This is a genomic window from Mycolicibacterium neworleansense (assembly GCF_001245615.1).
Classification (GTDB): domain Bacteria; phylum Actinomycetota; class Actinomycetes; order Mycobacteriales; family Mycobacteriaceae; genus Mycobacterium; species Mycobacterium neworleansense.
The window spans coordinates 1,660,785-1,686,184 of sequence record NZ_CWKH01000001.1 but is presented as its reverse complement, the minus strand read 5'-3'; the positions used below and the strand labels follow the sequence as shown (position 1 = coordinate 1,686,184).

The following is a 25,400-nucleotide window of genomic DNA, read 5'->3' as shown; positions in this document are numbered from 1 at the left end:
ACCAGCCGGATATCCCGCCGGGTAACCCGGCGCGGAACTGGGATCGTCCGGCTGGTAACCGCCGTAAGGGGGCGGGACAGTCAATGGCTGCCGATCTAATCCAGTGCCACGGACTTCAGCTGGACGTCCAGCGCCGGCTTGCCGTCGGGTCCGCCGCCGGCGACCCCGGCTGCCGCGATCTTGTCGAGGGTGGCCAGGCCGGTGTCGTCGATCTTGCCGAACACGGTGTAGCCAGGGGGCAGCTGCGAATCCTGGTACACCAGGAAGAACTGACTGCCGTTGGTGTTCGGCCCGGCGTTGGCCATGGCCACTGTGCCGCGCGGGTAGAGGACCGGCTGCTGCAGCGCCGGGTTGTCCGGCTGGTACTGGTTGGTCGGGTACTCGTTGGCGAACTGGTAGCCGGGGCCGCCGGTGCCCTGGCCGGTCGGGTCACCGCACTGCAGCACCGACAGGCCGCCCGTGGTCAGGCGGTGGCATGGGGTGTCGTTGAAGTAGTTCTGCCCCGCCAGGCTGGCGAAGCTGTTGACCGTGCACGGTGCCTTGCCGTTGTCGAGCTGCAGCCCGATGTTGCCCTGGGTGGTGACCATGCTGACGCTGACCGTGGCCGGATCGGTGGGAACCTTGCCGGTACGCGGCGGGGTGTTCTGCTTGCTGGCCGGGCCCGCTGCCGGGTACTGGCAGTTGGCCCCCAGGTCGGCGGGTGCGACGAAGGCCGGCAGCTGACCGTTGGCGGCGGGCTGGGCCGGGACTCCCGAGGTTGCGGTGGTGGTCTCCGCCGAGGCGGTGGTGCTGCCCGAGTCCTTGCTGGTGAACACGAACGTGGCCACGACAGCCCCGATGAGGACGACGGCCGCGACGGCCGAGCCCGCGATCGTCAGGATGCGACGTTTGCGTTCCTGGGCGGCGCGGCGCTCCAGCTGTTCTTCCAGCTTGCGCTTGGCGGTCTCGCGCCGTTCTTGGTTGGTCGGCACCGCAGCAGTCCTCCTTGTGAGCGGTTGGGATCGGTGACGAGTCTGCCAGGCGAACCCGGGTGCCGGGGCCGCGACCCGCGGGAACCGCAGGTGACGGCGCGGTCATGGGAAACTGAAGCCGTGTTCGTTACCGGATTTCCGGCCGGGATGCTGGCGTGCAACTGCTACGTCCTGGCCGCGCGGCCAGGGGCCGACGCGATCGTCGTCGACCCGGGCCAGCGCGCGATGGACCGGCTTCGCCGGATCCTCGACGAGAACCGCCTGACCCCGGCCGCGGTCCTGCTGACGCACGGTCACCTCGATCACATCTGGTCAGCCCAGAAGGTGGCCGACACCTATGGCTGCCCGGCCTACATCCACCCGGAGGACCGGTTCATGCTGACCGACCCGATCAAGGGGTTCGGGCCTGCGGTCTTGGGACGCCTGTCCCGTCTGGCCTTCGGGGTGCTGTTCTCCGAGCCCAAACAGCTGGTCGAGCTGGACCGCGACGGTCAGATCCTCGATTTCGGCGGCGTCTCGGTCGCTGTCGACCACACGCCGGGACACACGAGGGGTTCGGTGGTGTTCCGGGTGGGCCAGACGGTGTTCACGGGCGATACGCTGTTCCGGTCCTCGGTGGGACGCACCGACCTGCCCGGTGGCAGCGGACGTGACCTACTCATCTCGATCGTGACAAAGCTGTTGGTACTCGACGACGACACCGTGGTATTACCAGGGCACGGCCCTGGCACGACCATCGGGCACGAACGCCGCACCAACCCGTTTCTCGAAGGTTTGACTCTGTGACATCTGCATTCCAGGCGCCCAAGGGCGTGCCCGACTACCTCCCGCCGGAGTCGGCGCAGTTCGTGGCGGTCCGGGACGGCCTGCTGGGCGCGGCGCGGCGCGCCGGTTACGGCGACATCGAGCTGCCGATCTTCGAGGACACCGCGCTGTTCGCCCGCGGTGTGGGCGAGTCCACCGATGTGGTGTCCAAGGAGATGTACACGTTCGCCGACCGGGGTGACCGCTCGGTGACGCTGCGTCCCGAGGGGACCGCCGGCGTGATCCGTGCGGTGATCCAGCACCGCCTGGACCGGGGCGCGTTGCCGGTGAAGCTCTGCTACTCGGGCCCGTTCTTCCGGTATGAACGCCCGCAGGCCGGGCGCTACCGCCAGCTGCAGCAGGTCGGCGTGGAGGCCATCGGGATCGACGACCCCGCGCTGGACGCCGAGGTGATCGCGGTGGCCGACGCCGGTTTCCGGTCCCTCGGTCTGGACGGGTTCCGCCTGGAGATCACCTCGCTGGGCGACGACACGTGCCGCCCGGCGTACCGGGAGCTGCTGCAGGACTTCCTGTTCAAGCTCGACCTCGACGAGGAAACCCGGCGACGCGCCGAGATCAACCCGCTGCGGGTGCTCGATGACAAGCGGCCGCACGTGCGTGAGATGACCGCCGATGCGCCGCTGATGCTCGACCACCTGTCCGACAGCGCCAAGGCCCACTTCGAGGTGGTGCAGGCGCACCTCGACGCGCTCGGCGTACCGTACGTGATCAATCCGCGGATGGTGCGCGGGCTGGATTACTACACCAAGACCACGTTCGAGTTCGTCCACGACGGGCTGGGCGCGCAGTCCGGCATCGGTGGCGGTGGCCGCTACGACGGTTTGATGAGTCAGCTCGGCGGGCAGGATGTGTCGGGCATCGGCTTCGGGCTCGGCGTCGACCGGACCCTGCTGGCACTGCAGGCCGAGGGCAAGACGGTGGCCGGTGCCGGCGGCGTCGAGGTGTTCGGTGTGCCGTTGGGTGAGGCCGCCAAGCTGGAACTGGCCAAGCTGGCCGCGCGGCTGCGGGCCGGCGGGGTCCGTGTGGACCTGGCCTACGGCGACCGCGGGCTCAAGGGTGCGATGAAGGCGGCCGACCGTTCGGGCGCCAAGTACGCACTCGTCGCGGGCGACCGCGACATCGAGGCCGGCACCGTCGGGCTCAAGGATCTCTCGACCGGCGAGCAGGTCGATGTCGCCGCCGATTCCGTTGTCGCCGAGGTACTTTCCCGCCTGGCCTGATCTCCTGCACCGCGAGCGTGCGTGTCTGCCCCCCGACACGCCGCATTCCGGCAGCATTCTGTGCACGCTCACGCGGGCTCAGCGGCCATACACCGCCGCGGTGAGTACCTCGTCCAGGTTGCCGATGCCGCCGTTGAAAGGGTTGCCCCGCTTCAGGACCCGATCGCCGCTCGGGGTCATCGCGACGAGTTTGGGTGAGCTGGACCCCAGCTGCATCCGCCGGGCGAGCTGCACCTGCGACAGTGGGGCCAGCACCACGCCGTCGGCGTCGGTGAGCACTCCGCGGGCCCGGTCGAACACCGCCACCGCCCGGTAGCCGGTCAGCGGCCGCCGGTTCTTCGCCTTGATCCGTCGCACCGCGGCGATTGTCGCGGCGGCGAAGGCCAGCCCGGCCGCGAGAAATACCGCACTCACCACCGGGGGTATGTCAGCCCCGCGCCCGGCCGAGGCCGCGAGTGCGAGTGTGACGGCGCCGAACCCGCCGAACACGACCGCCAACACACCGAGGACGAACGCCGCGGTCGTCAAGGGGCCGTTGCCCCGATCGATGACGACGACGAGCGGCCCGTGCTCGGCCACCACCGTTCCGCCGGTATCGGCCAGAACCCGGGGCTGCGCCGGTTGGGTCATGGTCGAAAGTGTGCCTGTGGCGGGCCGCGAGCGTGCGGGAAATGCCGACGATCGGCGGCGTGTCGGGCGGCAGACGCGCACGCTCGCGGTGCTGGGGATCAGATGGCCATGGCGGCGCGAACGTCGGCTTCGGATGTCGAGCCGCCGGTGCCGTTCGAGGTGATGCGCCCGGCCTCCAGGATGTAGTAGCGCTGAGCGGATTCCAGTGCGAACCCGATGTGCTGCTCCACCAGCAACACACCCAGATCGCCGCGGGCGGTCAGCGAGGTGATCGCCGATTCGATCTCGGCCACCACCGAGGGCTGGATGCCTTCGGTGGGCTCGTCGAGGATCAGACATTTGGGACTGGTGATCAACGCCCGCGCGATGGCGAGCTGTTGGCGCTGCCCGCCCGACAGGAGACCAGCCCGCCGGTTGAGCAGTTCTTTGAGGGCGGGGAACAGGTCCAGTTGCTCGTCGATCAGCGCCTTGCCGTTCTTACGGCCGTCGGCCACCACCTGGAGATTCTCCGCGGTGGTCAGCTGGCCGAACGATTGCTGTCCCTGGGGCACGTACGCCAGGCCGCGGGCCACCCGCGCACTCGGACGCAGTTTGGTGATGTCCTCCCCGCCGAAAAGCACCTTGCCCGCACTGCATTTGAGCAGTCCGACGGCAGCCCGCAGCAGGGTGGTCTTACCCGCACCGTTGTGGCCCATCACCGCCGCGACACCATCGGCGGGCACCGCGATGCTCGCCCCGTGGATCACTTCGGAACGGCCGTAACCGGTTCGGACATCGAGCATTTCGAGCATCAGACGATTCCTTCCACGCCGGCCGCGGCGGTGCCGAGGTAGACCTCTTGGACCTTCGGGTTGGCCTGGACCTCGGCCACCGAACCCTCCGCGATCACCTGGCCGCGGGCCAGCACCGTCACCGAGGTCGCGAACGCCCGCATGAAGTCCATGTCGTGCTCGACGACGACCACCGTGCGGGTTCCGCCGATGCGGCGCAACAGGTTCCCGGTCTCCTCGCGTTCCTCGTGGCTCATCCCGGCCACCGGTTCATCGAGCAACAGGACGTCGGCGTTCTGCACCAGCAGCATGCCGATCTCGAGCCACTGTTTCTGGCCGTGGGCCAGCACGCCGGCCGGCTTGTCGGCCAGATCCGCCAGGCCGGTGGTTTCCAATGCCTCCTCGATCGCGGGCAGCACACCCCGCCGCCGGCGCAGCAGGGTCCACGGCGAACGGCCGGCGCCCGCCGCGATGTCGAGGTTCTGCAGCACCGTCAGTTGTTCGAACACGCTCGCGGTCTGGAAGGTGCGGCCCACGCCCAGTCGGGCGATCTGGTGCACTTTCTTGCCGAGCAACTCGACGCCCGACTTGTTCACCGAACCGGTGGCCCCCACCAGCCCGGTGATGGCGTCGATGACGGTCGTCTTTCCCGCACCGTTGGGTCCGATCAGGAAGCGCAGATCCCCCTGGAACAAGGTGAGATCGACGTCGCTGACCGCCTTGAACCCGTCGAAATCGACGGTGAGGCCCCGGACTTCCAGGTACTCGGCGCCCATGCCCGCGTTGCCGCCCGCCACCGGCTCCGGCGCCTCGCTTGCCTGTTCGGTTCCGGTCACGATGCGGCACCTACTTTCTCGGTATCGGAGTCGGTGTCCGGTGCCGTCTCGGGCGTGCTCTGCTCGCCGGGTTTGGCGGACCGGTTGCGACGCCACCGGGTGACCAGCACCCCGAGCCCGGCCAGGCCGGCGGGGAAGAAGCCGACGACGACGATGAACAACAGGCCTTGGGCATAGATCCAGCCCGACGGAAACCGTTCGGAGAACAGGGTTTGCGCCCAGGCCACGCCGATGGCGCCGAGGACCGGGCCCAGCAGGGTGGTGCGCCCGCCGATCGCGACTCCGATCAGGAACGCGATGGACGGCACGATGCCGACCTGGGACGGTGCGATGAAGCCGACGATCGGCACGAACAAGGCGCCGGCGATGCTGGCGAACAGCGCGGCCAGCGTGTACGCCACCACCTTGATGTTGGCCGGGTCGTAGCCGAGGAACCGCACGCGTTCCTCGCCGTCGCGCACGGCGACCAACAGCTCGCCGTAGCGGCTGTACATCAGCTGACGGACCACGACGACCACGATCAGCAGTGTGGCCGCCGCGATGAAGTACACCATCCGCTTGTTGGCGGGGTCATTGAGGTTGAACCCGAAGAAGGTTCGGAAGTTGGTCAACCCGTTGCTGCCGCCCAGGCTGGTCTGGCCGACGAGCAGGATCGCCAGCGCCGCGGCCAGTGCCTGCGACAGGATCGCGAAGTAGGCGCCCTTGACGCGGCGCTTGAACACACCGAAACCGAGCAGGGCCGCGACCCCGGCCGGCAATAGCAGGATTGCCGCCAACGTGAACGCGGGGGAGGCGAACGGCTCCCAGTAACCGGGCAGGTGGCGCACCCCGGCGATTTGCATGAAGTCGGGCACGTCGTGCCCGCGGATCTGGGCATCGGCGATCTTGAGGTGCATGCCCATCATGTAGCCGCCGAGGCCGAAGAACACCCCCTGGCCCAGGACGAGCATTCCGCCACGGCCCCAAGCCAATCCGATGCCCACAGCCACGATCGCGAAACACAGGAACTTGCCGAGCAGGCTGAGCCGGAAATCCGACAGCACTGCCGGCGCCACCCCGAACAGCAACACTGCCGCGACACCGAACCCGGCCCAGGTCTGCCAGCGGCCGATGATGGTTCTCACACGAGACTCCTGGTCCGGACCGTGAACAACCCCTGCGGGCGTACCTGCAGGAAGATCACGATGATGGCGAACACGATCACCTTGGCCAGCGACGCTGTGGTGCTGTATTCGATGAACGAGTTCAGGAAACCGAGGGCCAATGCCGCGATCACGGTGCCCTTGATCTGGCCCAGCCCACCGACCACCACCACCAGGAAGGCGTCGATCAGGAAGCTCTGGCCGATGGTCGGACTGGTCGAGCCGATCAGCGTGAGCGCCACACCGGCCACCGCGGCCAGCCCGGATCCGATGAAGAAGGTGGTGATGTCGGTTCTGCGTGACGAGATACCGCTGGTCTCGGCCAGATCGCGGTTCTGCACCACTGCCCGGATCCGCCGGCCCATCGGACTGGTCTTGAGCACCGTGGCGAGCACCGCCACACACACGACGGCCAGCACCAGGATGAAGATGCGGGTCTTGGGCACCACGGCGCCCAGAATCTCGACCCCGCCCGAGAGCCATTCCGGGGCAACCACGTTGACCGCAGGCGCGCCGAAGATGTCACGGGCCACCTGCTGCAGGATCAGCCCGACACCGAAGGTGACCAGCAGCGTGTCCAGTGGACGGTGATACATCCGCCGGATCAGCGTCACCTCCAACAGGGCGCCCATGGCGCCGCCGACGAGGAACCCGACCAGTAGCGAAATCAACAGTGAGGCACCGGCGTTGGTGATGACCTGCTGCACCACATAGGCGGTGTAGCAGCCGGCCATGATGAATTCGCCGTGCGCCATGTTGATGACGCCCATCTGGCCGAAGGTCAGGGAGAGTCCGAGCGCGGCCAGCAACAGGATTGAGCCGAGGCTCAATCCTGTTGCCAGCTGGCCGATCAGGATGTCCATCTAGCCGGACAGCCCCGCGGCCCACGGGTAGGACTTCAGGTACGGGTCGGGCTCGATCGGTCCCTTGGACTCCCAGATCGTGTAAATCAGTCCGTCGGGCCGGATTTCGCCGATCCGCGCGGTCTTGGTGATGTGGTGGTTCTCGCCGTCGATCGTGACCTTGCCCTCCGGGGCGTCGAAGCTGACGCCGTCGGCGTTGTCCTGAATCGCCGTGACGTCGAACGACTTGGCCTTCTCGACGGTGTTCTTCCACAAGTACACCGATACGTAGGCGGCTTCCATCGGATCTGAGGTGGGCTTCTTCGGATCCTTGACGAAGTCCTTGTAGGCCTTGACGAAGGCGTTGTTCACCGGGGTGTCGATGGTCTGGTAGTAGTTCCACGCGGTCAGCTGGCCGGTGACGTTCTGCACGCCGATACCGCCGACCTCTTCCTCGGCGATGGAGACCGAGACGACGGGCATTTCCTGCGGGGTCAGGCCCACGTTCTTGTACTCGCGGAAGAACGCCACGTTGGAGTCACCGTTGAGGGTGTTGAACACGGCGTCGGCGTCGGCACTGCGGACCTTGTTGACGATGGTGGAGAAGTCGGTCGAGCCCAGTGGCGTGTAGTCCTCGCCCTTGATCTCGATGCCGTTGTCCTTGGCGTAGGCCTTGATGATCCGGTTTGCCGTCTGCGGGAAGACGTAGTCGCTGCCCACGAGATAGAGCGACTTGACGCCCTTCTCCTTCAGATAGTCCAGCGCCGGGACGATCTGCTGGTTGGTGGTGGCGCCGGTGTAGAAGATGTTCTTGCTCGACTCCAGCCCCTCGTACTGCACCGGGTAGTACAGCAGGGCGTTGGCGCTCTCGAACACCGGGAGCATGGCCTTGCGGCTCGAGGAGGTCCAGCCGCCGAACACCGCCGCCACACAATCGCTGCTGATCAGCTTCTCGGCCTTTTCAGCGAACACCGTGGGCTCGGAGGCTCCGTCCTCGCCGATCAGCTCGATCTGTTTGCCCAAGACGCCGCCCTTGGTGTTGATCTCCTCGACCGCGAGCTTGATCGCGTCGCGCACCGTCACCTCGGAAATGGCCATCGTGCCCGACAGCGAGTTCAACGATCCGACTTTGATCTTGGGGCCGGATGTGTCCACACAGGATGCCGCGTTTGCTGAGTCGGTTTCGCTCGCCCGACTGCCGCAGCCGGCCAATAGCAGGCTGGCAGCTGCGATCACACTCCCTGCGGCTAACGTTGACCGACGCAACGGGACACGTCCTGGAACTCGCATGGGCGACCTTTCCCTTGAATGGCAGCGCTTCTCGGCCGATCACGATCGGCAGCGGAGCAAGAGGCTGACGCCCGGTGCGGGTGTCGAATCGGGACGTTAGAGCGCAGCTGTTACTGGGAAATGTCTGTGTGTGACAAACAAATTAACCTCAAGCTAGACCGAGTTGGTTTGCCGTTGGCGCAGTGCCACCAGACCCGTTAGTCGCACCTGTAACAAGGCGGTAGCCTGCGTCGATATGAGGAACATGCGAAAAGCGACAACCACGGTCGGTGCAGCGCTGGTTCTGGCGGCTGCGGGTATGGCGGTCTCCAACGCAACGTCGTATGCGGAGCCGGACGCCCAGGGCCACAAGGTCAAGTACACGCTGACCTCCGGAGCACCTTACGAGTTCGACCTCTACTACCTGACGGCTCAGCCGGCGAGTAAAGACGCCTACAACGCCGACGCGTACAAGTACCTGCAGAAGGCGACGGTCAACGTCGGTCCGGACGCGCCGTGGGTGTTCGAAACCACGCTCGCCGATCCGCAGTGGGCCATCTTCACCGTCGCGAGCACCACGCACGGCGGCCGGGCCGAGCCCAACGCGCATTGCGAGATCTCGGTCGACGGTCAGATCGCCGTCCAGAACGATCACCCGTACAGCCCGCGGTGCCAGCTCGGTCAGTGGTAGCGATCCGTGTGGAGGTCGGTACCCGACTTCCCACGGACTGGGAACGGCCTTGACGTCGCGCTCGAACTGTTGTTCGATAAACGAGTGCGCATCGGGCGGTTCCGCTTCCGTCTAGATGCGCGATCGACTGGGCAAGCGCCCTCGGCGCGCGCCGATGCCGTACCCGAAACCGCGGCATCGGCGCACCAGTCTCATCTATTGGCCTCGGCTTCGCGGACTGCAGCCGTGATCGCGCGTGCGAGATCGGCCGGTGCTTCGACGTGCGCCAGGTGGCCTTGCCCTGGCAGTCGGGCGACATGTGCCTGAGGTAACGCGGCCGCGAACGGCGCAAAGGCGCTACCGTACGGCGCCCGGTTCTCATTCAGGGCGCCGAGGATGAGTGTCACCGGCATACCGAGCTGTCGGTAGCGGTCGAGAGCCGGTTGATACGCATTGATCGCGGCCAGTTCTTCGCCCAGCGGGACGGCGAGCCGCCGTAGGACCGGCCACGCGGGGCCGCCGCGTAGGTCGGCGACGTACTCGGCAGAGAATCCGGACACCTCGGTATTGATCAGCGCGACCGCCTGATCGAGATCCCCGGCGGTGATGGCGCGGCGAAGCTGGGGGACGACGTCTGGGGCGAAGGGGCGGCTGACCGGTTCGTATGCGGTCACCGAACGGACCTGGGCGGTGCCAAGCGCGGCTTCCAGCGCGACCAGCGCGCCGTAACTCCAGCCGAACAGGTGGGCATGGCCGAGCCGGTCGAGGACGTGCCGTAGGTCGGCGACCTCGACGCCCACCGAATAGTCGGCGCCGAGAGCACCGCTGGGGGCACGGCCGCGCCGGTTCAGGGTGACCACCGGATTGGGTAGCTCGACGGCGTCCACCACCGGTTGCCACGTCGCTGCGTCGGCCATGACCCCGGGGACGAGCACCAGTGGAGTCCCGGTACCGGGCCGGACCCGATGGCTCAGCGTCGTTCCGGCGCGGGCGTACTCGACCGTGTCCGGTTGCGGTGGCGTGAATGTCATTCTGGCGCAGGTCCAATCGTGAGTCGTCGCGATGCGAGGGGGTGGCCGACGGTTCGCCGGCACACTGCTACGAACCCGGCTGGGGTGCGCGGTGTTCCTCGACCTGACCAGAAGCCCGACACGGGTGGAATTACCTTGACATCGAGATCGAACGGATGTTCGATTGATGGGTGCGCTGGGATGGGCAGGCGGTGGGTGTCGACGACGGTGCATTGCCCGGCCTGCAGCGGGTCGGATTCGTACGCAGCGTCCGCTCGCCGCAGTTCGAGGGGATGACCTTCCATGAGGTGCTGTGCAAATCAGCCCTCAACAAGGTGCCTGCGGCCTCCGCGCTGCCGTTTCGCTTCACGGTCAACGGCTATCGCGGCTGTAGTCATGCCTGCCGTTACTGCTTCGCCCGTCCCACTCATGAGTACCTGGACCTGGACTGCGGGTCGGACTTCGACACCCAGGTCGTGGTCAAGACCAACGTCGCCGAGGTGCTGCGCCGCGAACTGCGTCGCCCATCCTGGACCCGGGAGGCGGTCGCGCTGGGCACCAACACCGACCCCTATCAGCGGGCCGAGGGCCGGTATGCGCTGATGCCCGGGATCATCGGGGCGCTGGCGGATTCCCGAACCCCGTTTTCCATTCTCACCAAGGGCACGCTGCTGCGTCGGGACCTCGGATTGGTGGCCGACGCGTCCCGCCGGGTACCGGTCAGTGTCGCGGTGTCACTGGCGGTCGGCGACGACGATCTGCACCGCGAGGTCGAACCGGGAACGCCGTCGCCGCAGGCTCGCCTCGGTCTGATCTCGGCGATTCGCGACGCGGGCCTGGACTGTCATGTCATGGTCGCCCCGGTGTTGCCGCATCTGACTGATTCCGTCGAGCATCTCGATGCGCTGCTCGGCCGGATCGCGGCGGCCGGTGCCAACGGGGTGACCGTGTTCGGTCTGCATCTGCGCGGTTCCACCCGCGGCTGGTTCATGGATTGGCTGGCACGCACGCGTCCTGACCTGGTCGGTGAATACCAGCGGCTGTATCGGCGCGGGGCGTACCTGCCCGCGGACTACCGCGACATGCTGCGGGCGCGTGCCGCGCCTTTGGTCGCCCGGCACGGCCTGGCTCGCACCGCGCGGATGACGCCGGCGCCGGCTCCCGCTCCGGCGATCGTCGGGGAGCCGGCGGTCGCGCAGCCGACGCTGTTCTGAACGGTTGGTCGGTTCGTTCAGTCGCCGAGTCGGCGAACGAAGTCCGCGATGGCCGCACCGATCTCGGCTGGGCTGTCCTCCTGGATGAAATGCGAACCGGCCACCGTCACCTCGGTCTGATTCGGCCAGGTCCGAACGAATTCACGGATGCGCCCGCGGACGATCGCGCCAGGTTCGGCGTTGACGAAGAGTTTGGGGACGTCGCTGGTCTTGAGCCAGTTGCCGTAGTCCTCGACTGTCGCGACGACGTCGGCGGGCTCGCCGTCGACCGGGATGCTCCGCGGCCACGACAGCGTGGGGCGGCGGCCCTCGCCCGGCTCGCGGAACGGCCCGCGGTAGTAGTCCATCTCCTCGTCGGTCAATGTGCGCCGGATCGCTCCAGGAAGGACGGCTTCGACAAACATGTTCTGTTCCAAGACCATCGACTCGCCATTGGGGGAGCGGAAGCCCTGGAAGACCTCCCGCACCGGGTCGGGCCAATCCTCCCATGTCATCGGCGATGCGATGGCCTCCATGTAGGCGATGCCGGCTACGCGGTCGCGATGCTGATTGGCCCAGTCGAAGCCAAGAGCAGATCCCCAGTCGTGCAGGACGAGCACCACCCGGTCTCCCAGATCCAGTGAGTCCCAGAGCTTGAACAGATAGTCGCGCTGCTCCGCATAGTGGTAGCGGTCCGGCCCGGAATCGTCGAGCTTGTCCGACCCGCCCATGCCGATCAGATCGCACGCCACCAGCCGGCCGAGGCCTTCCAGGTGCGGCATCACGTTGCGCCACAGGTACGACGAGGTGGGATTGCCGTGCTGGAACACGATGGCCGAAACGTCACCGCCTTCTCCCTCGTCGATGTACGCCATCTGCTTCCCGTTGATCTCGGTGTACTGCAGCTTTCCGTACGGTTCAGCGCTGAGCATGGCGTTCTCCTCAATGTGGTTGGTCTCCGGCAACTTTGGCGGCGGCGGCCCGCGCACAACGCAAGATGCGCGCGGAGAACTCGGGGTCGGCGACTGCCCTGGACAGGGTCATGCCGCCGACACAGAGCGCCATCAATGCGATGGCCTCGTCGAAGCGTGCGGGATCGGCGTCGTCGTCGCAGATCGCGGACAGCGACGCCCGCAGCTCACGTTCGTAGGCGGCGCGAAATTCGTCGGATCCACGGGCTGCCTCGGAGCCCAGGGTGGCGAATGCGCAGCTGGTCGCCAGGTCGTCGCGATGTGCCGTGGTGAGGTAGCGCTTCGCCAGGCCAGTCAGGCGGGCCCGCCAGGATTCACCGCGCGCGGGCTTGATCCACCGTGGACGGCCGGTGCCGATGGCATGGGCGAAGGCCGCGCTCGCGAGCTCGTCCTTGGTGCCGAAGTGGGAGTAGAAGGCGCCGTGGGTGAGCCCGGCATCGCGCATGACCGCAGCGATGCCGGCGCCGGTCAATCCCTCTTCACGCAGCCTGCGTGCGGCGGCATCCAGGATCCGGTCCTGAGACTCCTGCTTGCTGTCGGCGCGCTTCGTCGCTGAATTTCGCATGACGGCCATCATGTGAATCCCCCTACTGGGGAGGCCGGGCAGATCAGCTCTTGTTGCGCTTGACCTGATTGAACGGCACGCCGCGGTCGGCAGCGTGTTCGCGGGGGAAGCCGAGAATCCGCTCACCGATCACATTGCGCGCCATCTCCGAGCTGCCGCCGCCCAGCGACCCGGTCTGACGCGACAGGTAGCGCACACCGATGTCGAGCAGGCCGGCCACATCCGCCGAGCCCTCGTCGACCACACCGGCGGTACCCGCGATGGCCAGCGCGGTATCCACCTCGAGTTCGGTTGTCTCGGCGTGGAACAGCCGGATCAAGGTGCCGGCATTCGGCGGCAGTGATCCGTTGCCGATCGCGGTGCCCACGTGGTCGATGAGTTGCTTCTTGACGATGCGTCGCACCAGGGCGCGCCCGGCCAGATCCTGGACCCGGGCATCGTCACCCTGGCCGGTGGCCTCGGCCAGCCCGACGTGGTCCGGTGGCATCTCGTTCGCGTTCTCGGCCCCGGTGCCACTGGCGAATTCGGAACCGCCACCGACAGCGCGACGTTCGTGGTGCAGCTGGCGCGAGGCAACCGTCCAGCCGTCATTGACCTCGCCCACGACGGCGTCGGCGGGAAGCTCCAGGTTGTCGAAGAACTCCTCGCAGAACTCCTCGTTGCCGTTGACCTCGGTGATGCGGCGCATCGTGATACCCGGCGCATTCAGCGGCACCAGGAACATGGTCAGGCCCTCGTGTTTGGGCACGGTCCAGTCGGTGCGGGCCAGCATCAGCCCGTAGTCGGCCGCGAACGCACTGGTGCTCCAGGTCTTGGCCCCGTTGATGATCCATGTGTCACCCTGACGCTCGGCCCGGGTGATCACACCGGCCAGATCCGATCCGCCGCTGGGCTCGGACAACAATTGGCAGAGCACCTCGTCGCCGCGGATCGCGGCCGAGATGCGTTCCCGCTTCTGCTCTTCGCTGCCCATGTCGAGAATCGTCGCGCCGCAGATCGTGAACGACGGTGTGTTGAGAATCAGCGGCATCTCGTAGGCCGTGCATTCGTCGTTGAACGCCTTCTGGTACGCGTAATCCAGGCCCAGGCCGCCGTACTCCCGCGGGAAGCAGATACCGGCGAATCCGCCTTCGTAGAGTCGCTTCTGCAGTTCCTTTGCGCGTTGCCAGGATTCGGTCTCGGCGCGCACCGCGAACGGGGGGTTCTGCGGGTCGATGGGCGGCATGTTCTCGGCCAGCCATGCCCTGGCTCGCAGGGCGAAGTCTTCGACAGACTCAGTGGTGGCGGGGGTGCTCACGGTGTCGGTCATGCCCCAATCTCCTCGGTGGCTCGGGTCTTGCGGCTCAGCGCGTACACCGCGCGGTGGTGGTCTTCGGGTGAGCCGTACATGGCCCGGTACAGGGCGGCCCTGCGCAGGTAGAGGTGCAGGTCGTGTTCCCAGGTCACCCCGATGCCGCCATGCAGTTGCACACAGTCCTGCAACATCACCGGAGCACGTTCGGCCACATAGGCTTTCGCGACGCTGACGAGCTTCGGCGCTTCCGCGGAGCGTTCGGCCACCGCGGCCACGGCCCCCGCCGTGGTGGCGCGCGCGGCTTCGAACCACATCTTCATGTCGGCGGCGCGGTGTTTGAGCGCCTGGTATGACGCCAGCGGGCGACCGAAACTGTGTCGGTCGACCAGCCACTGATTGGTCATCGTGAGCACGGTGTCGAGGATCCCGACGATTTCGGCGCACTGCAGCAGCAGGGCCACCTGACGCTGGCGTTCGATGATCGCCGGGGTCTGCTCGGCCGAACCCAGCGCGGCGGATTCGCCGACCTCGACACCGTCGAATTCCACTCGGGCGTAACGCTTGACCAGATCCACCGAGTTCTGCGGCGTGACGGTGACCCCGGCCGCGTCGACGGGGACCACGAACTGCCGGATCTGACCGTCGCAGACGGCGACCACGAGCACCGCGCCGCTCTGGTCGCCGGCCTCGACACGGTCCTTGACGCCGTCGATCCGGTATCCCGATCCGGTGCGGGTGGCCGTGGTGGCGACGCCGCCGGCGGACTGGAGGGCGCCGAACGGCCGGGTGGGCTCATAGACCGCCCAGGAAGCCACCGTCTCGCCGGACACCAGCGCTTCGATCAATTCCTCATGCCCGCCGGGAGCCTCGACCAGACCGGCCAGCACGATGCTGACCGGGTGCAGCGGCCCGGGCGCCACAGTGCGCCCGGCCTGCTCGGCGAGTAGGGCCAGGTCGGTGACGCCGTCCCCGGACGGACTGCCGCCGCCCAGCTCCTCGGGCACCAGCAGGCTGGCCCATCCCAATTCAGCTGCGCGGCCCCACCATCGGGAATCGAACGCGATGCCCTCGGCGTGCAGCTGACGCACTCGGGTCAGCGGCACCTCCTTTTCCAGGAAGGCCTGCGCGGTGGAGGCGAACAGCATCTGTTCGGGATTTGCCACATCGGTCATGGAGTCGGCCCAGCTTCTTGTGTGTGAGGAGGACTAGGTCAGTTCAGGACAAGCGCCGGCACATCGGGCCGGTACACCTTCTTGTTCTCGACCTTGAAAAGGTCGACCAGGTTGCCGCCCATCACCTTTCGGACACCTTCCTCGTCGAGGCCGTGTGCCTGCAGGTCCTCGACCAGGTTGATCGGATCGGCCAGGCCCTCGGGATGCGGCCAGTCGGATCCGAAGATCACGCGATCGATGCCGCACAGATCCGCCATCTGCTTGAAGTCGTCCTCCCAGAACGGGGCGACGTACACGCAGCGCTTGAACGCCTCGATGGGATCCTCTGGGAACTCTTGCGGCATCTTCGAATAGACGTCCTTGAATTGGTAGAACAGGTAGGGCACCCACGAGGCGCCGTTCTCCACCGACAGGATGCGCAGGTCCGGGTTGCGGGTCAGCGCGCCGTGACAGACCAGTGCGGCCATGGTGTCTTCGATCGGCCGCTTACCCATCGCGACCATCCGGAAGGATGTCGGCTTGAACGGCAGGAACTCGTCGGCCGGCTCCCAGTCGTTGAGGTACTGGGCATAACCGCTGTCCGAGGCGTGCATGCAGACCGGGATACCGGCTTTCACGCAGGCGTCCCAGAACGGGTCGAACTCGGGGAATCCGAGTGAGCGGCTGCCGCGGTAGCCGGGCACCGGCGCCGGGCGGACCAGCACGGTCTTGGCCCCGCGTTCCAGGCACCATTCGAGTTCTTCGAGGGCGCGGTCGACGACACCGAGATTGATGACGGGGGTGGAGAAGATGCGGTCGGCATAGTTGAACTGCCACGTCTCGTACATCCACTCGTTGAGCGCGTGGATGATGTCGAGGATCAGGTCGGGATCATCCTTGAGGCGTTCCTCGACCAGGCTGGCCAATGTCGGGAACATGATCGTGTAATCCAGGCCGAGGCTGTCCAGAACCTCAAGGCGCGCTTCGGGATTGCGGAATGCGGGGATCGCCTTCATGGGCTTGCCCATCACCTCGCGGTAGCTCTTGCCGCCGCTGCCGTGCCGGAAGTACTCCTCTTGGGCGCCCGGCCGGGCGACGACCTCGAACGTGGGGTTGGGGATGTAGTCGCTGATCTGGTTGCGCACCACGATCTTGGTGCGGCCGTGCACGTCGATGTAGTCGATGACGCCTTTGCGGTGCTCCGGGAGGAACTTGGTGAGCGCTTCTTGGGGCTCATAGAAGTGGTTGTCGGCGTCGAACACCGGATAGGGAAGCTCGCGTGACGGCATGTTCGCCTCCTGGAAGAGTGTGGTTTCCGAAACTGGTAATGACGTTACCACGCGATGAGGCGCCGCGACGAGCCCATTCGGGCGATCGCCCAAAGTCGAGGGAAAGCGCTGGTCAAGTGGAAGATTGCGGCGTCAACAGGCCGCGCGCGCAGAACTCGTAGATGTGCTTGCCGTCGATCGGCGATCCATTGAGTTCCACGCCGAGGGAACGCAGGCGCATCGCCCCCAGTACCGACTGCATGATCAGCGCCGCGGTGCTCTCGACGTCGACGTCCGACCCAAAAGAGCCGGTGTCCATGCCCCGCCGCAGAATGTCCTGGATGAGCTCGTGCAATGGTGTCAGCACCCGCGCGTATTCGCGGGGCAGTGACTCGGCGAGGTGGTCGTTGTAGAAGGTCAGGCCACGGTTGATGCTGTCCTGGGTGCTAGACGAGGCCGGTGTGGTGATGCGCTCGATGAGCAACCGCAGCGCCTCGGGTCCGGCCAGCCCGTCGGTGTCGGCGCGCCAGCGCTGTGTGGACTCGGCCATGATCTTGTCGATGAGGGCCAGCAGCAGCTCGTCCTTAGTGGAAAAGTGCTGGTAGAACGACCTCAGTGAGGTCTTGGAGCGCTCCACCACCTCCAGCACGGTGAAGTCGGTGCGTCCGGTCTCGCCGAGGATGGCGAGCGCCGATTTCATGAAGCGGCGGGCCCGGTCCGCCTGCGCCTCGGCGCGTGCCCCGTCGGACGGTCGTTCGGCCGGCCTAGCCATTGCGCCATCACCTCCGTCGTGCTGCACTTGCGAGAATGACGTTACCGTTTCTGTAGAAGCAATTAGGCAGGTTGTGATTGAGCGAGTGGTTTCTGTTCTTACCGCAGGTGCGGCTGGACGTCGGCGACGTCGTTGAGCGTGCCCGGGTCGCCGAGGCCAGTGGATTCGACGGCATCGCGTTCATCGATCATCTGGAGGCTCCGGGTGCGACCCACCAAAACATCTGGGAGGCAATGACTGTCGCCACGTGGGTGGCAGCGCGCACCGAGCGGCTGCGGATCGGTCATCTGGTGCTGTGCGACGCGTTCCGCCATCCGGCGGTGCTGGCCAAGCAGGCTGTCACGTTGTCGGAGGCCAGCGGGGGCCGGTTCGAACTCGGGCTGGGCTCGGGTTCCTGGCCGCAGGAGTTCGAACGATTCGGCATCGAGACCGGCGACGCCGCAGCGCGGGTCCGCACGCTCGGGGAGAACCTGCAAGGCCTGCAGCAGTATTGGGGTGGTGACGACGAACGAGCGCAGACTCCGCGACCGTCACACCCGATCCCACTGGTACTGGGCGGAACCGGCAAACGCATGATGGAACTGGTACGTGCGCATGCGGATTGGTGGAACATTCCGTCGCACCAGCTGGATCGGCTGCCCGCATTGCTGCCCACGGTGGGGTCGGCCCGGGTTTCCCTGCAGCAGATGGTCGGCTTCGTGGGTCGCGGCTCCGACCGAGCGGTGGTGACCGAACGCAGCGCCCGGTTGTTCGGGCACCTCGGCGACGGGTTGGTGTGCGGCGACGCCGGGGAACTCACCGCCCACTTCGCCGGGCTGTCGGCCCAGGGCGTCGAACGCTTCTATGTATGGTTCGCCGATTTCGCGGCGCCCCAGACTATTTCAGAATTCGCCGAGACAGTCATCAACGCGTGACAGAGAGGAACGACATGACCACAGAATCCGAGGCCACCGTGGAACCGACGCAGTGGACGCTGCAGATGCTGCTCGACCTGTTCGACGCCGAACCCGCGGGGGAGAACCGCTTCACCGTGCAGACCGGCATCGCCGGTGTGGACGAGCGCCAGGTGGTGGAAGGGACCCAGATCGTCGGCGCGGCCATTGTCGCGGCGGCGAAACGCTTTCCGGACAAGTCGGTTCGGTCGGCGCACGCGGTGTTCGCCCGGGCCGTCATGGTGGGCCCGCCGGTCGAGCTCGACCTCGACGTGATCAGTGAAGGGCGCTCCACGGCGACTGCCGTGATCGCCGCTTCGCAGAACGGCAAGCGCTGCATCACCATCACGGTGTTCACCGATGTGCCGTCGGGTGACGTGATCCGTCATCACCTGCCGCGGCCCGAGGTCGCGAGCCCGGCCGATTCAAACGTTTCCCACATGCCGATGATCGGCCGCGAGCTTCGGATCGTCGACGTCGTCGACGTCAACAGCCCCTACGAGGTCGGCCCGCCTGAGCTGTACGCCTGGCTGCGCTACGATCCCGTTCCGGCCCGCGACGATCTGGCCAAGGCGCTGATCGCGTACTTCACCGGGCACCTGGGCATTTCGACGACCATGCGGGCGCATGAGGGTATCGGCACCGCGCAAGCTCACCTCACCGTCTCGACCGCGCCGATGACCGTCACGGTGAGCTTCCACGAGCCGGTTCGCTGGGATGGCTGGCTGCTCTACAGCCACGAGAGCACCCAGGTCGGCTCGGGCATGTCGTATGTGCGCGGCGCCGTGCACACCGAAGAAGGGGAACTCATCGCGTCGTTCAGCCAGGACGCGCTGATCCGTCCGCTGCGCACCACCGACACCAACATCTCCGAGCACTCACGGCTGTAGTTTCGTCGTCGCCGCTCAGATCTTCAGATACCCCTTGTCTGCCGGGATCTGGGCGGCGGTGACCAACGACGACGCATCGCCGGCCAGCCACACGACGATGTCGGAGATGGTGTCTGGCGGGGCCAGCGAATCGGTCGGCAGGGCGCCGGGGGAGAAGCTGTGGATGTAGTTCGGATGGTCGGCGAACATCTGGTACATCGACAGGTCGTTGCCCATCGGGGTATCGGTGCCGTACGGGTGGATCGAGTTCACCCGGATTCCGAACTCGCCCAGTTCGACCGCGAGAGAATTGGTGAGTCCGACGACGCCGAACTTGCTGGCGCAGTAGTGACCGCAGCCGGGCACGGCCTTGATTCCGGCGGCGGAGCTGACGGTGATGATCGAACCGCCGTTGCCGGCCTCGATCATCGTAGGTACCACCGCCTGCACGGTGTGGAACAGACCGGTGAGGTTGACGTCGATGATGTCCTGCCACTGCTGCGCCGGAATCTCCCACAGCCGGCCCCAGTTGAGCACACCGGCATTGGCCACGACGATGTCGAGGCGGCCGAACTGTTCGACGGCATCGGCCACCAGCCGTCGCTGGCCTTCGGCGTCGCGCACATCGACCTCGCGCGCCAGGATCTTGCGTCCCTCGCCTTCGACCAGTGCGACGGTCTCGGCGAGATCCTCCGGGGTGGCAGCGGCGTATCCGTTGTGCTCGGCCACGGGCGCGCAGGCGTCGAGCGCGACGATGTCCGCTCCGGCGCGGGCCAGTCGCACGCAGTGCGAGCGGCCCTGTCCGCGCGCTGCTCCGGTGACGTAGGCAACCCGCCCGGCCAGCGGGGTGTCGGTATCGCTCATACGGGTTGCTCCTCGGGTAGTGCGGTGGTGCGGACATTGGTGAATTCGTAGTCGGACAGCGGTGAGTGCCGGGCGAACTGCCGGGATCCGGTGATCGTCTGCGGCCGGTAGTACGGGGTTTCGTGCTGGGAGTTGACGAAGTAGGTGTTCAGACCGGACGCCGCGGTGTAGTAGAGGTGCGCGACGCGGCCGTGGCGGCGCATGCGGGCGTTCCAAAGGTTGAACGCGTCCTGGCTGACGGTGGCGACCTGGGCGCCGCGGTGGCGCGTCTCGTCGATGATCCGTACAGCATGTGCGGCCACCGTCTCGACGTAGTCCGGCCAGGCGAAGCCGACGAAGCCGAGCGGGCCGACGATCTCCCAGCGGTTGGGCAGGCGCGGGTGGGCCGTGCCGGCATAGCTGTGCAGACCGTGCGCCCGGTAGTACTCGGCGAGGTCGAAACCGCATGCGCCCAGGATGGTTTCGGGGCGGTAGGTCTCCGGGTCGATCCACAGCTCGTAGCCGGTGGCCAGAACCAGGAGGTCGGCTGGGTGCTCGACGCCGTCGGTGGTGCGGATGCCGGTCGCGGTGATCCGCTCGATCGGTGTGGTGATCAGGTGGGTACCGGGATTGTTCAGCGCAGGCAGGAAGGTGCTGGAGATCACCGGGCGCTTGGCCAGGATGCCGTAGCGCGGTACCAACTTTCGCCGGGTGGCGGGATCGTCGACCACCGCACGCAGCAGCAGCCGGTACAGCAGCCGGGACCAGCCGTCATAGAGCGGCATGAAGCGGCGCAACCATTTGTCCGGAAGCCGGGAGAACACGTGGATGATCGGTGCCACCATGAAGGCGTCCATCGCCAGCCGGCCGGCTGCGTTGACGGCCGGGACGACTCCGGGCAGCCGGAACAGCCGGCGCATCCACGGCGAGATGTCGAAGTCGACCTTCGGCAGCACCCAGGCCGGGGTGCGTTGGTAGACATCGAGATTGGCGGCCTCCGCGGACAGAGCAGCGGTGATCTGGACACCCGAGGATCCGGTCCCGATCACCGCGATGCGCTTGCCCTTGGTGTCGTAGCTGTCGTCCCAGGCGTTGGGGCGCAGGATGGTCCCGGTGAAGTCCTCGACGCCCTCGATGTCCACGGTGTTCTTGGCGTTGACATACCCGCCGACCGAACTGACCACGAAACGTGCAGTCACCGGCGCACCGCCACGGATCTGCAGGCGCCACAGGCCGTGTTCGTCGTCCCACTCCTGGCGGATCACCTCCGAGTCGGGGCGCAGGTGCGCATAAAGCCGGAGGTTGGTGGCGGTGTCCTGCAGGTAACGCTGGATCTCCGGTCCGGGCGCGAAGAACCGGCTCCAATTCGGGTTGGGGGCGAACGACAGCTGGTACCACAGTGTGGGAATGTCGACGGCCAGGCCGGGGTAGTGATTGTCGCGCCACGTGCCGCCGAAGTCGTTGCCCCGTTCGATGATGATGAAGTCCTGGATACCCTTCTGGCGCAACATATGTGCGGTTGCGATGCCGCCGGGGCCGGCGCCGATGATCGCCACCTCGTAATCTGGCTCGGTCATTACTGCCTTCCGGTCAGGCCGACGACGATGTGGTCGGACACGAATCGTTTCACCGCACGTGGACTGTCGAGGTTCACGCCGATCGGTGGGAGAAGTTCGAAGCTCAGCAGCAGGCGCACGATCCATTCGCTGGCCCGTGCCGGCGCGATCCCCGCCCCGACCTCGCCGCGTTCCTGAGCTGTGCGCACGAACGGCTTCCACAGGTCGATCGACCGGCGCATCAGGTCGTCGCCCGTATTGCGCAGCAGCAGCACCAGGATGCTCTCGTTGATGCCGCGCGGCGCCACCGAGCCTGACTGCCTGCGGTGCGCGCAGATGACAACCGCGGCCGCGGCAACCTGGTCGGCCAGGGTGTCGTGACGGCCGACCTCGGCCGCGATGGTCTCGATGAATGCTCCGGCCAGGTGGTCGAGCCCGACCCTGATGGCGTTGTCACGGCTGCCCAGCGCGTTGTGCACGGTGCCGCGGGACACGCCCGCGTGTTCGGCGACCGCCGTCAGGCTGAATTGCCTTGGACCCAAACGCCTTAGCGTCTCAGAGGTGGCAGCGAGCAGCGCGGGTGACACCGTACGGTCCGCATCGCGCATTTGAACACATTAACGAGATGTGTTCAATGTGGTCAGCGTTTCGGCAGATCCGGGCCGAGCCGATTCACATCAGGGCGACGTCGTGCGCGTGGTGGACGATGTCGTGCAGGTGGTAGATCGCGATCGTCGCTACGGTGAACTCGCTGCCATTGCTGCGCAGCCCGCGACGCGACCAGGCGTGGGCCGGCACGTGGTCGTACGTGTCGGCCGCGACGCCTGCCGCGTCGAACAGTTCGGTGGCGACGATTTTGGGGTCCTGCGACCCGTAGTCGTCGGCGATCGCCGTGGCGTCCTGATCCCAGTTGGGGAACCGCGGATCGTCCTCGGTCAGCATCAACCGCACTCGGTGGTCGAAGATCCGGTGCACGTCACGGATATGGCAGCCGTATTCCAGGACCGACCACCGGTCCGCGCGGGTACGGGCGGTGACCCCGGGGCGGTGCAGCCGCGGCACCCACAGTGCGGCGTCGTCCCGGATCCGGCCGGCTACCTCGCGCGGGCCCACCGCCGTGGGGTCGAACCCGCACTCGGCGCAGGCCCGTGACAGCACCCACGTCCAGTCCTTGGTGTCAGGCTCCAGATCTTCCATGCCACCAGTTTCGTCGCCGGTCAGCCGGAGGACAACGCAGACCGGAGCACATCGAGGGGCAGGCCGCCCAGGTCGAGGGCACGGCTGTGGAACTCCCGCAACGTCGAACCACGCTGCAAGGACTCCTCTCGGAGCTCGTGCCAGATCCGTTGCCCGATCGCGTACGACGGGGCCTGACCCGGCCAACCCAGGTAACGGTCCAGCTCGAAGCGGAGGTTCTCCTCGGCCATGGCCGAATGTGAGGTCAGGAAGTTCCACGCCCGCTCGGCGTCCCACACCTCGCCGTCGGGTGCGGTCAGGCCGCAGTGCACACCGATGTCGATCACCACTCGGGCAGCGCGGAAACGTTGCGCGTCAAGCATTCCCATCCGGTCACCGGCATCGTCGAGCCAGCCGAGTTCGGCCATCAGCCGCTCGGCGTACAGCGCCCAGCCCTCGCCATGGCCCGACACCCAGCAGCCCAGCCGCCGCCACCGGTTGAGTTGATCGGCCAGCGCCACCGCTCGGCCGATCTGCAGGTGATGCCCGGGCACCCCTTCGTGGAACACCGTGGTGGTTTCCTGCCAGGTGTGGAACCGTTCGACCCCGGGCGGCACCGACCACCACATGCGCCCGGGGCGTGACCAGTCCTCGGAGGGCCCGGTGTAGTAGATGCCGCCGGTCTGGGTGGGCGCGATCCGGCACTCAAGGGTGCGCAGCGGGCCCTCGATGTCGAAGTGCGTGCCGGCCAGTGACTCGACCGCGCGGTCGGACAGCTGCTGCATCCACGCCTGCAGCGCGTCGGTGCCACTGATGACGTAGCGCGGCTCCTCGTCCAGCCGGCGCAGCGTCTCGGCGACCGTGGCGCCCGGGTAGAGCTGCTGGGCGATCGATTCCTGCTCGGCCACAACAGCGTCGAGCAACCCCAAACCCCAGTCGTAGGCCTCGTCGAGGTCGACCGAGGTGCCCAGGAAGAACCGGGACATCAGTCCGTAGGCGTCGCGCCCGCAGGCGTCGGTTTCGCGGGCCCGCGGCGCGATGTCCTCCCGCAGCACGTCGCCGAGTTGCCGGTAGGCGTCGGCCGCAGCTTCGGTGCGTTGCCTCAACTCCGCCTGAAGTCGCGGGTTTCCCGGTGCCGCACTCGTACCCATCTCGATGAACAGCTCGGCGATCTGGCGGGCCTGGGCGACGCCTCGGGTGACCTGTCGCAGTGCCGGGGCGTGGCTGCCGTCGGCGGCTGCGCGCAGCGCGTCGGCGTAGCCGGCGGCCCGCTCGGGAACTTTCGCCAGTCGTGCCGCGATCAGCGCCCAGTCGTCCTCGGTGTCAGTGGGCATCAGGTCGAACACATCGCGCATGGTTTGCAGCGGCGAGGCGATCACGTTGAGCTCGCCCAGGTCCAGCCCGGCGTCGTGCACGTCGACAAGCGCGCCGAGACGCTCGCGCAGTGCGGCCACGGTCACCACGTCGACCTCGTCGACGGGGGCGACCCCGTCGAGTTCGCGCAAGGTGGCCCGTGCCGCCTCGGCGCGCGCCGCCACCCCCTGGGGGGAGTAGTCGGTGACGTCGTCGTCGTGACCGGTGATCCCCAGTTCGGTTGCGGCGCAGGGATCGAGGCGCGCGTACGTGTCCAGGTAGCGCTCGGCTACCGTGTCCACGGCGGTGGCGGCCCTAGCCAAGGTTGTTCGCGGCGAAGGTGTCGCACTTGTTCGGATCACCGGTCTGGTAGCCGATGGTGAACCATTTCTGACGCTGCTCGGAGGAGCCGTGGGTCCAGGCCTCGGGGTTGACCCGGCCGGTGGCCTGTTTCTGGATGCGGTCGTCGCCCACCGAGGAGGCAGCGGACAGCGCGTCGGCGATGTCCTTGTCGCTCAGCGGTTCCAGGAACGGCACGTCGGTGCCTTCCTGCCGGGTGATCGACGCATAGTGCGCCCAGACGCCGGCGTAGCAGTCGGCCTGCAGTTCGGTGCGCACGCCGGCACCGGTGGCACCCTCGGGATCCTGCTGGGCCCGGCCGAGAACGCCGAGCAGGTTCTGCACGTGGTGGCCGAACTCGTGGGCGACGACGTACTCCTGCGCGAGCGGGCCTCCGCTGGAACCGAACTGGTCGACGAGGACCTGGAAGAAGTCGGTGTCGAAGTACGCGGTCCGGTCCACCGGGCAGTAGAACGGGCCGACGTCGCTGGTGGCCGGACCACACCCGGTCTGCACCTGGCCCTTGAACAGCCGCACCTGCGGACGGCTGTATCCCTTGAGCAACTGCTGCCAGACGCCGTCCACGGAATTTCCGGTGGCGACCACGCGACACTCGACCTTGGAGTTGGCGTCGGCGCCGGTCTTGCACTGGCTCAGGTCGAAACCCTCGGCCTCGACACCGTTGGTGGGGATCTCCTGTTGCTGGGGCAGCACCGTGCCGGGGTCGACACCGAGGAACATCGCGAGCACCACGATCAACAGACCGCCGATACCGCCGCCGATCGCGATGCCCCGACCGGGGCCACGGCCACCGCCCGAACTGGACGTGGTGCTCGTGTCGATCTGCATACCCTCGTTGAAGGTCATCCCGTCACTCCATCGCATTCGCCGGTAGGTGCGTGCTCAACAGCCCGTTCAGCTTGTCACACTACG

26 protein-coding genes are annotated in these 25,400 nt (G+C 66.9%); 6 read left to right on the top strand and 20 right to left on the bottom strand.

All coding sequences use genetic code 11. The features are described 5' to 3' along the window. Window positions 1-95: 95 nt before the first annotated feature. Entirely contained in the window at window positions 96-971 is an 876-nt protein-coding gene (locus BN2156_RS07855; RefSeq protein ID WP_090512100.1) for a peptidylprolyl isomerase, read from the bottom strand. Window positions 972-1,091: 120 nt separating this feature from the next. On the opposite strand from BN2156_RS07855, the gene BN2156_RS07850 reads away from it, so the two are divergent. Both BN2156_RS07850 and hisS read left to right on the top strand, forming a co-directional pair. Continuing rightward, window positions 1,092-1,757 (top strand): MBL fold metallo-hydrolase, encoded by a 666-nt coding sequence (locus BN2156_RS07850; protein WP_090512098.1) that lies wholly within the window; start codon window positions 1,092-1,094, stop codon window positions 1,755-1,757. After that, a complete protein-coding gene (gene hisS / locus BN2156_RS07845; RefSeq protein WP_090512096.1) occupies window positions 1,754-3,016 on the top strand; it encodes a histidine--tRNA ligase in 1,263 nt (420 codons plus the stop codon). The genes BN2156_RS07850 and hisS overlap by 4 nt, the downstream gene beginning before the upstream one ends. Window positions 3,017-3,094: 78 nt before the next feature. Here the strand turns inward: hisS and BN2156_RS30990 are convergent, their stop codons facing one another. The 6 genes from BN2156_RS30990 to urtA form a co-directional block, all read right to left on the bottom strand. Further along, on the bottom strand, window positions 3,095-3,646 hold the full coding sequence (locus tag BN2156_RS30990) for a hypothetical protein (protein ID WP_210436583.1): 552 nt from the start codon (window positions 3,644-3,646) through the stop codon (window positions 3,095-3,097). A 98-nt stretch (window positions 3,647-3,744) separates the two neighbouring features. After that, window positions 3,745-4,437, bottom strand: a complete 693-nt coding sequence (urtE, locus tag BN2156_RS07835; protein ID WP_090512094.1) for an urea ABC transporter ATP-binding subunit UrtE — start codon at window positions 4,435-4,437, stop codon at window positions 3,745-3,747. Next, the gene (gene urtD, locus BN2156_RS07830) at window positions 4,437-5,192 is read right to left on the bottom strand and encodes an urea ABC transporter ATP-binding protein UrtD (protein WP_162490831.1); all 756 of its coding nucleotides are present in this window, start codon (window positions 5,190-5,192) and stop codon (window positions 4,437-4,439) included. Before urtD ends, urtE begins: the two co-directional genes overlap by 1 nt. Window positions 5,193-5,248: 56 nt before the next feature. Beyond that, window positions 5,249-6,376: an urea ABC transporter permease subunit UrtC gene (gene urtC, locus BN2156_RS07825; RefSeq protein ID WP_090512089.1), complete on the bottom strand. Its 1,128-nt coding sequence runs from the start codon at window positions 6,374-6,376 to the stop codon at window positions 5,249-5,251. Beyond that, the gene (gene urtB, locus BN2156_RS07820; protein WP_090512087.1) at window positions 6,373-7,257 is read right to left on the bottom strand and encodes an urea ABC transporter permease subunit UrtB; all 885 of its coding nucleotides are present in this window, start codon (window positions 7,255-7,257) and stop codon (window positions 6,373-6,375) included. Before urtB ends, urtC begins: the two co-directional genes overlap by 4 nt. Next, entirely contained in the window at window positions 7,258-8,526 is a 1,269-nt protein-coding gene (gene urtA / locus BN2156_RS07815; protein WP_090512085.1) for an urea ABC transporter substrate-binding protein, read from the bottom strand. Window positions 8,527-8,761: 235 nt separating this feature from the next. Here urtA and BN2156_RS07810 point away from each other — a divergent pair, with 235 nt between their 5' ends. Next, window positions 8,762-9,196, top strand: coding sequence for an Rv2576c family protein (locus tag BN2156_RS07810; protein WP_090512082.1), 435 nt, complete (start codon window positions 8,762-8,764; stop codon window positions 9,194-9,196). 191 nt (window positions 9,197-9,387) lie between these two features. Here the strand turns inward: BN2156_RS07810 and BN2156_RS07805 are convergent, their stop codons facing one another. Next, window positions 9,388-10,206 (bottom strand): alpha/beta fold hydrolase, encoded by an 819-nt coding sequence (locus BN2156_RS07805; protein ID WP_090512081.1) that lies wholly within the window; start codon window positions 10,204-10,206, stop codon window positions 9,388-9,390. A 170-nt stretch (window positions 10,207-10,376) separates the two neighbouring features. Between BN2156_RS07805 and BN2156_RS07800 the strand changes: the two genes are divergently transcribed. Further along, a complete protein-coding gene (locus tag BN2156_RS07800) occupies window positions 10,377-11,399 on the top strand; it encodes an Rv2578c family radical SAM protein (RefSeq protein WP_090512078.1) in 1,023 nt (340 codons plus the stop codon). Window positions 11,400-11,416: 17 nt separating this feature from the next. Here BN2156_RS07800 and BN2156_RS07795 read toward each other — a convergent pair whose 3' ends face one another. The 6 genes from BN2156_RS07795 to BN2156_RS07770 all read right to left on the bottom strand — a co-directional run bounded on the left by BN2156_RS07795 (window position 11,417) and on the right by BN2156_RS07770 (window position 17,399). Next, window positions 11,417-12,310, bottom strand: coding sequence for a haloalkane dehalogenase (locus BN2156_RS07795; protein WP_090512075.1), 894 nt, complete (start codon window positions 12,308-12,310; stop codon window positions 11,417-11,419). A gap of 10 nt (window positions 12,311-12,320) precedes the next feature. Continuing rightward, window positions 12,321-12,914, bottom strand: a complete 594-nt coding sequence (locus BN2156_RS07790) for a TetR/AcrR family transcriptional regulator (RefSeq protein WP_159402825.1) — start codon at window positions 12,912-12,914, stop codon at window positions 12,321-12,323. A gap of 43 nt (window positions 12,915-12,957) precedes the next feature. After that, a complete protein-coding gene (locus BN2156_RS07785; RefSeq protein WP_090512069.1) occupies window positions 12,958-14,223 on the bottom strand; it encodes an acyl-CoA dehydrogenase family protein in 1,266 nt (421 codons plus the stop codon). Then, window positions 14,220-15,380, bottom strand: a complete 1,161-nt coding sequence (locus BN2156_RS07780; RefSeq protein WP_090512066.1) for an acyl-CoA dehydrogenase family protein — start codon at window positions 15,378-15,380, stop codon at window positions 14,220-14,222. The genes BN2156_RS07785 and BN2156_RS07780 overlap by 4 nt, the downstream gene beginning before the upstream one ends. A 38-nt stretch (window positions 15,381-15,418) precedes the next feature. Continuing rightward, entirely contained in the window at window positions 15,419-16,648 is a 1,230-nt protein-coding gene (locus tag BN2156_RS07775; RefSeq protein ID WP_090512065.1) for an amidohydrolase family protein, read from the bottom strand. A 112-nt stretch (window positions 16,649-16,760) separates the two neighbouring features. Further along, a complete protein-coding gene (locus BN2156_RS07770; RefSeq protein WP_090515638.1) occupies window positions 16,761-17,399 on the bottom strand; it encodes a TetR/AcrR family transcriptional regulator in 639 nt (212 codons plus the stop codon). Window positions 17,400-17,476: 77 nt separating this feature from the next. Between BN2156_RS07770 and BN2156_RS07765 the strand changes: the two genes are divergently transcribed. Beyond that, complete coding sequence (locus tag BN2156_RS07765; protein WP_090512063.1) at window positions 17,477-18,313, top strand: LLM class flavin-dependent oxidoreductase; 837 nt, start codon at window positions 17,477-17,479, stop codon at window positions 18,311-18,313. Between the two features lie 14 nt (window positions 18,314-18,327). Next, window positions 18,328-19,221 carry an acyl-CoA thioesterase gene (locus BN2156_RS07760; protein ID WP_090512060.1) on the top strand — a complete coding sequence of 298 codons (894 nt, stop codon included), beginning with the start codon at window positions 18,328-18,330 and terminating at the stop codon, window positions 19,219-19,221. Window positions 19,222-19,236: 15 nt separating this feature from the next. On the opposite strand, the gene BN2156_RS07755 is transcribed toward BN2156_RS07760, so the two are convergent. The 6 genes from BN2156_RS07755 to ypfJ form a co-directional block, all read right to left on the bottom strand. Next, window positions 19,237-20,064 (bottom strand): mycofactocin-coupled SDR family oxidoreductase, encoded by an 828-nt coding sequence (locus BN2156_RS07755; protein WP_090512059.1) that lies wholly within the window; start codon window positions 20,062-20,064, stop codon window positions 19,237-19,239. Next, window positions 20,061-21,620, bottom strand: coding sequence for a flavin-containing monooxygenase (locus BN2156_RS07750; RefSeq protein WP_090512056.1), 1,560 nt, complete (start codon window positions 21,618-21,620; stop codon window positions 20,061-20,063). The genes BN2156_RS07755 and BN2156_RS07750 overlap by 4 nt, the downstream gene beginning before the upstream one ends. After that, window positions 21,620-22,207, bottom strand: coding sequence for a TetR/AcrR family transcriptional regulator (locus BN2156_RS07745; protein ID WP_090512054.1), 588 nt, complete (start codon window positions 22,205-22,207; stop codon window positions 21,620-21,622). The genes BN2156_RS07750 and BN2156_RS07745 overlap by 1 nt, the downstream gene beginning before the upstream one ends. Window positions 22,208-22,271: 64 nt before the next feature. Next, window positions 22,272-22,796, bottom strand: coding sequence for a DinB family protein (locus BN2156_RS07740; RefSeq protein WP_090512051.1), 525 nt, complete (start codon window positions 22,794-22,796; stop codon window positions 22,272-22,274). Between the two features lie 20 nt (window positions 22,797-22,816). After that, window positions 22,817-24,451 (bottom strand): DUF885 domain-containing protein, encoded by a 1,635-nt coding sequence (locus tag BN2156_RS07735; protein WP_090512050.1) that lies wholly within the window; start codon window positions 24,449-24,451, stop codon window positions 22,817-22,819. Then, the gene (ypfJ, locus tag BN2156_RS07730) at window positions 24,444-25,334 is read right to left on the bottom strand and encodes a KPN_02809 family neutral zinc metallopeptidase (protein WP_090512047.1); all 891 of its coding nucleotides are present in this window, start codon (window positions 25,332-25,334) and stop codon (window positions 24,444-24,446) included. Before ypfJ ends, BN2156_RS07735 begins: the two co-directional genes overlap by 8 nt. Between the last annotated feature and the right edge of the window lie 66 nt (window positions 25,335-25,400).

Excerpts from the sequence above, each read along its gene's own strand:
- BN2156_RS30990 (WP_210436583.1), bottom strand. The coding sequence starts at position 3,646 with ATGACCCAACCGGCGCAGCCCCGGGTTCTGGCCGATACCGGCGGAACG.
- urtE (WP_090512094.1), bottom strand. The coding sequence starts at position 4,437 with ATGCTCGAAATGCTCGATGTCCGAACCGGTTACGGCCGTTCCGAAGTG.
- urtD (WP_162490831.1), bottom strand. The coding sequence starts at position 5,192 with ATGGGCGCCGAGTACCTGGAAGTCCGGGGCCTCACCGTCGATTTCGAC.
- urtB (WP_090512087.1), bottom strand. The coding sequence starts at position 7,257 with ATGGACATCCTGATCGGCCAGCTGGCAACAGGATTGAGCCTCGGCTCA.
- urtA (WP_090512085.1), bottom strand. The coding sequence starts at position 8,526 with ATGCGAGTTCCAGGACGTGTCCCGTTGCGTCGGTCAACGTTAGCCGCA.
- BN2156_RS07810 (WP_090512082.1), top strand. The coding sequence starts at position 8,762 with ATGAGGAACATGCGAAAAGCGACAACCACGGTCGGTGCAGCGCTGGTT.
- BN2156_RS07805 (WP_090512081.1), bottom strand. The coding sequence starts at position 10,206 with ATGACATTCACGCCACCGCAACCGGACACGGTCGAGTACGCCCGCGCC.
- BN2156_RS07795 (WP_090512075.1), bottom strand. The coding sequence starts at position 12,310 with ATGCTCAGCGCTGAACCGTACGGAAAGCTGCAGTACACCGAGATCAAC.
- BN2156_RS07790 (WP_159402825.1), bottom strand. The coding sequence starts at position 12,914 with ATGCGAAATTCAGCGACGAAGCGCGCCGACAGCAAGCAGGAGTCTCAG.
- BN2156_RS07785 (WP_090512069.1), bottom strand. The coding sequence starts at position 14,223 with ATGACCGACACCGTGAGCACCCCCGCCACCACTGAGTCTGTCGAAGAC.
- BN2156_RS07780 (WP_090512066.1), bottom strand. The coding sequence starts at position 15,380 with ATGACCGATGTGGCAAATCCCGAACAGATGCTGTTCGCCTCCACCGCG.
- BN2156_RS07775 (WP_090512065.1), bottom strand. The coding sequence starts at position 16,648 with ATGCCGTCACGCGAGCTTCCCTATCCGGTGTTCGACGCCGACAACCAC.
- BN2156_RS07770 (WP_090515638.1), bottom strand. The coding sequence starts at position 17,399 with ATGGCTAGGCCGGCCGAACGACCGTCCGACGGGGCACGCGCCGAGGCG.
- BN2156_RS07760 (WP_090512060.1), top strand. The coding sequence starts at position 18,328 with ATGACCACAGAATCCGAGGCCACCGTGGAACCGACGCAGTGGACGCTG.
- BN2156_RS07755 (WP_090512059.1), bottom strand. The coding sequence starts at position 20,064 with ATGAGCGATACCGACACCCCGCTGGCCGGGCGGGTTGCCTACGTCACC.
- BN2156_RS07750 (WP_090512056.1), bottom strand. The coding sequence starts at position 21,620 with ATGACCGAGCCAGATTACGAGGTGGCGATCATCGGCGCCGGCCCCGGC.
- BN2156_RS07745 (WP_090512054.1), bottom strand. The coding sequence starts at position 22,207 with ATGCGCGATGCGGACCGTACGGTGTCACCCGCGCTGCTCGCTGCCACC.
- BN2156_RS07740 (WP_090512051.1), bottom strand. The coding sequence starts at position 22,796 with ATGGAAGATCTGGAGCCTGACACCAAGGACTGGACGTGGGTGCTGTCA.
- ypfJ (WP_090512047.1), bottom strand. The coding sequence starts at position 25,334 with ATGACCTTCAACGAGGGTATGCAGATCGACACGAGCACCACGTCCAGT.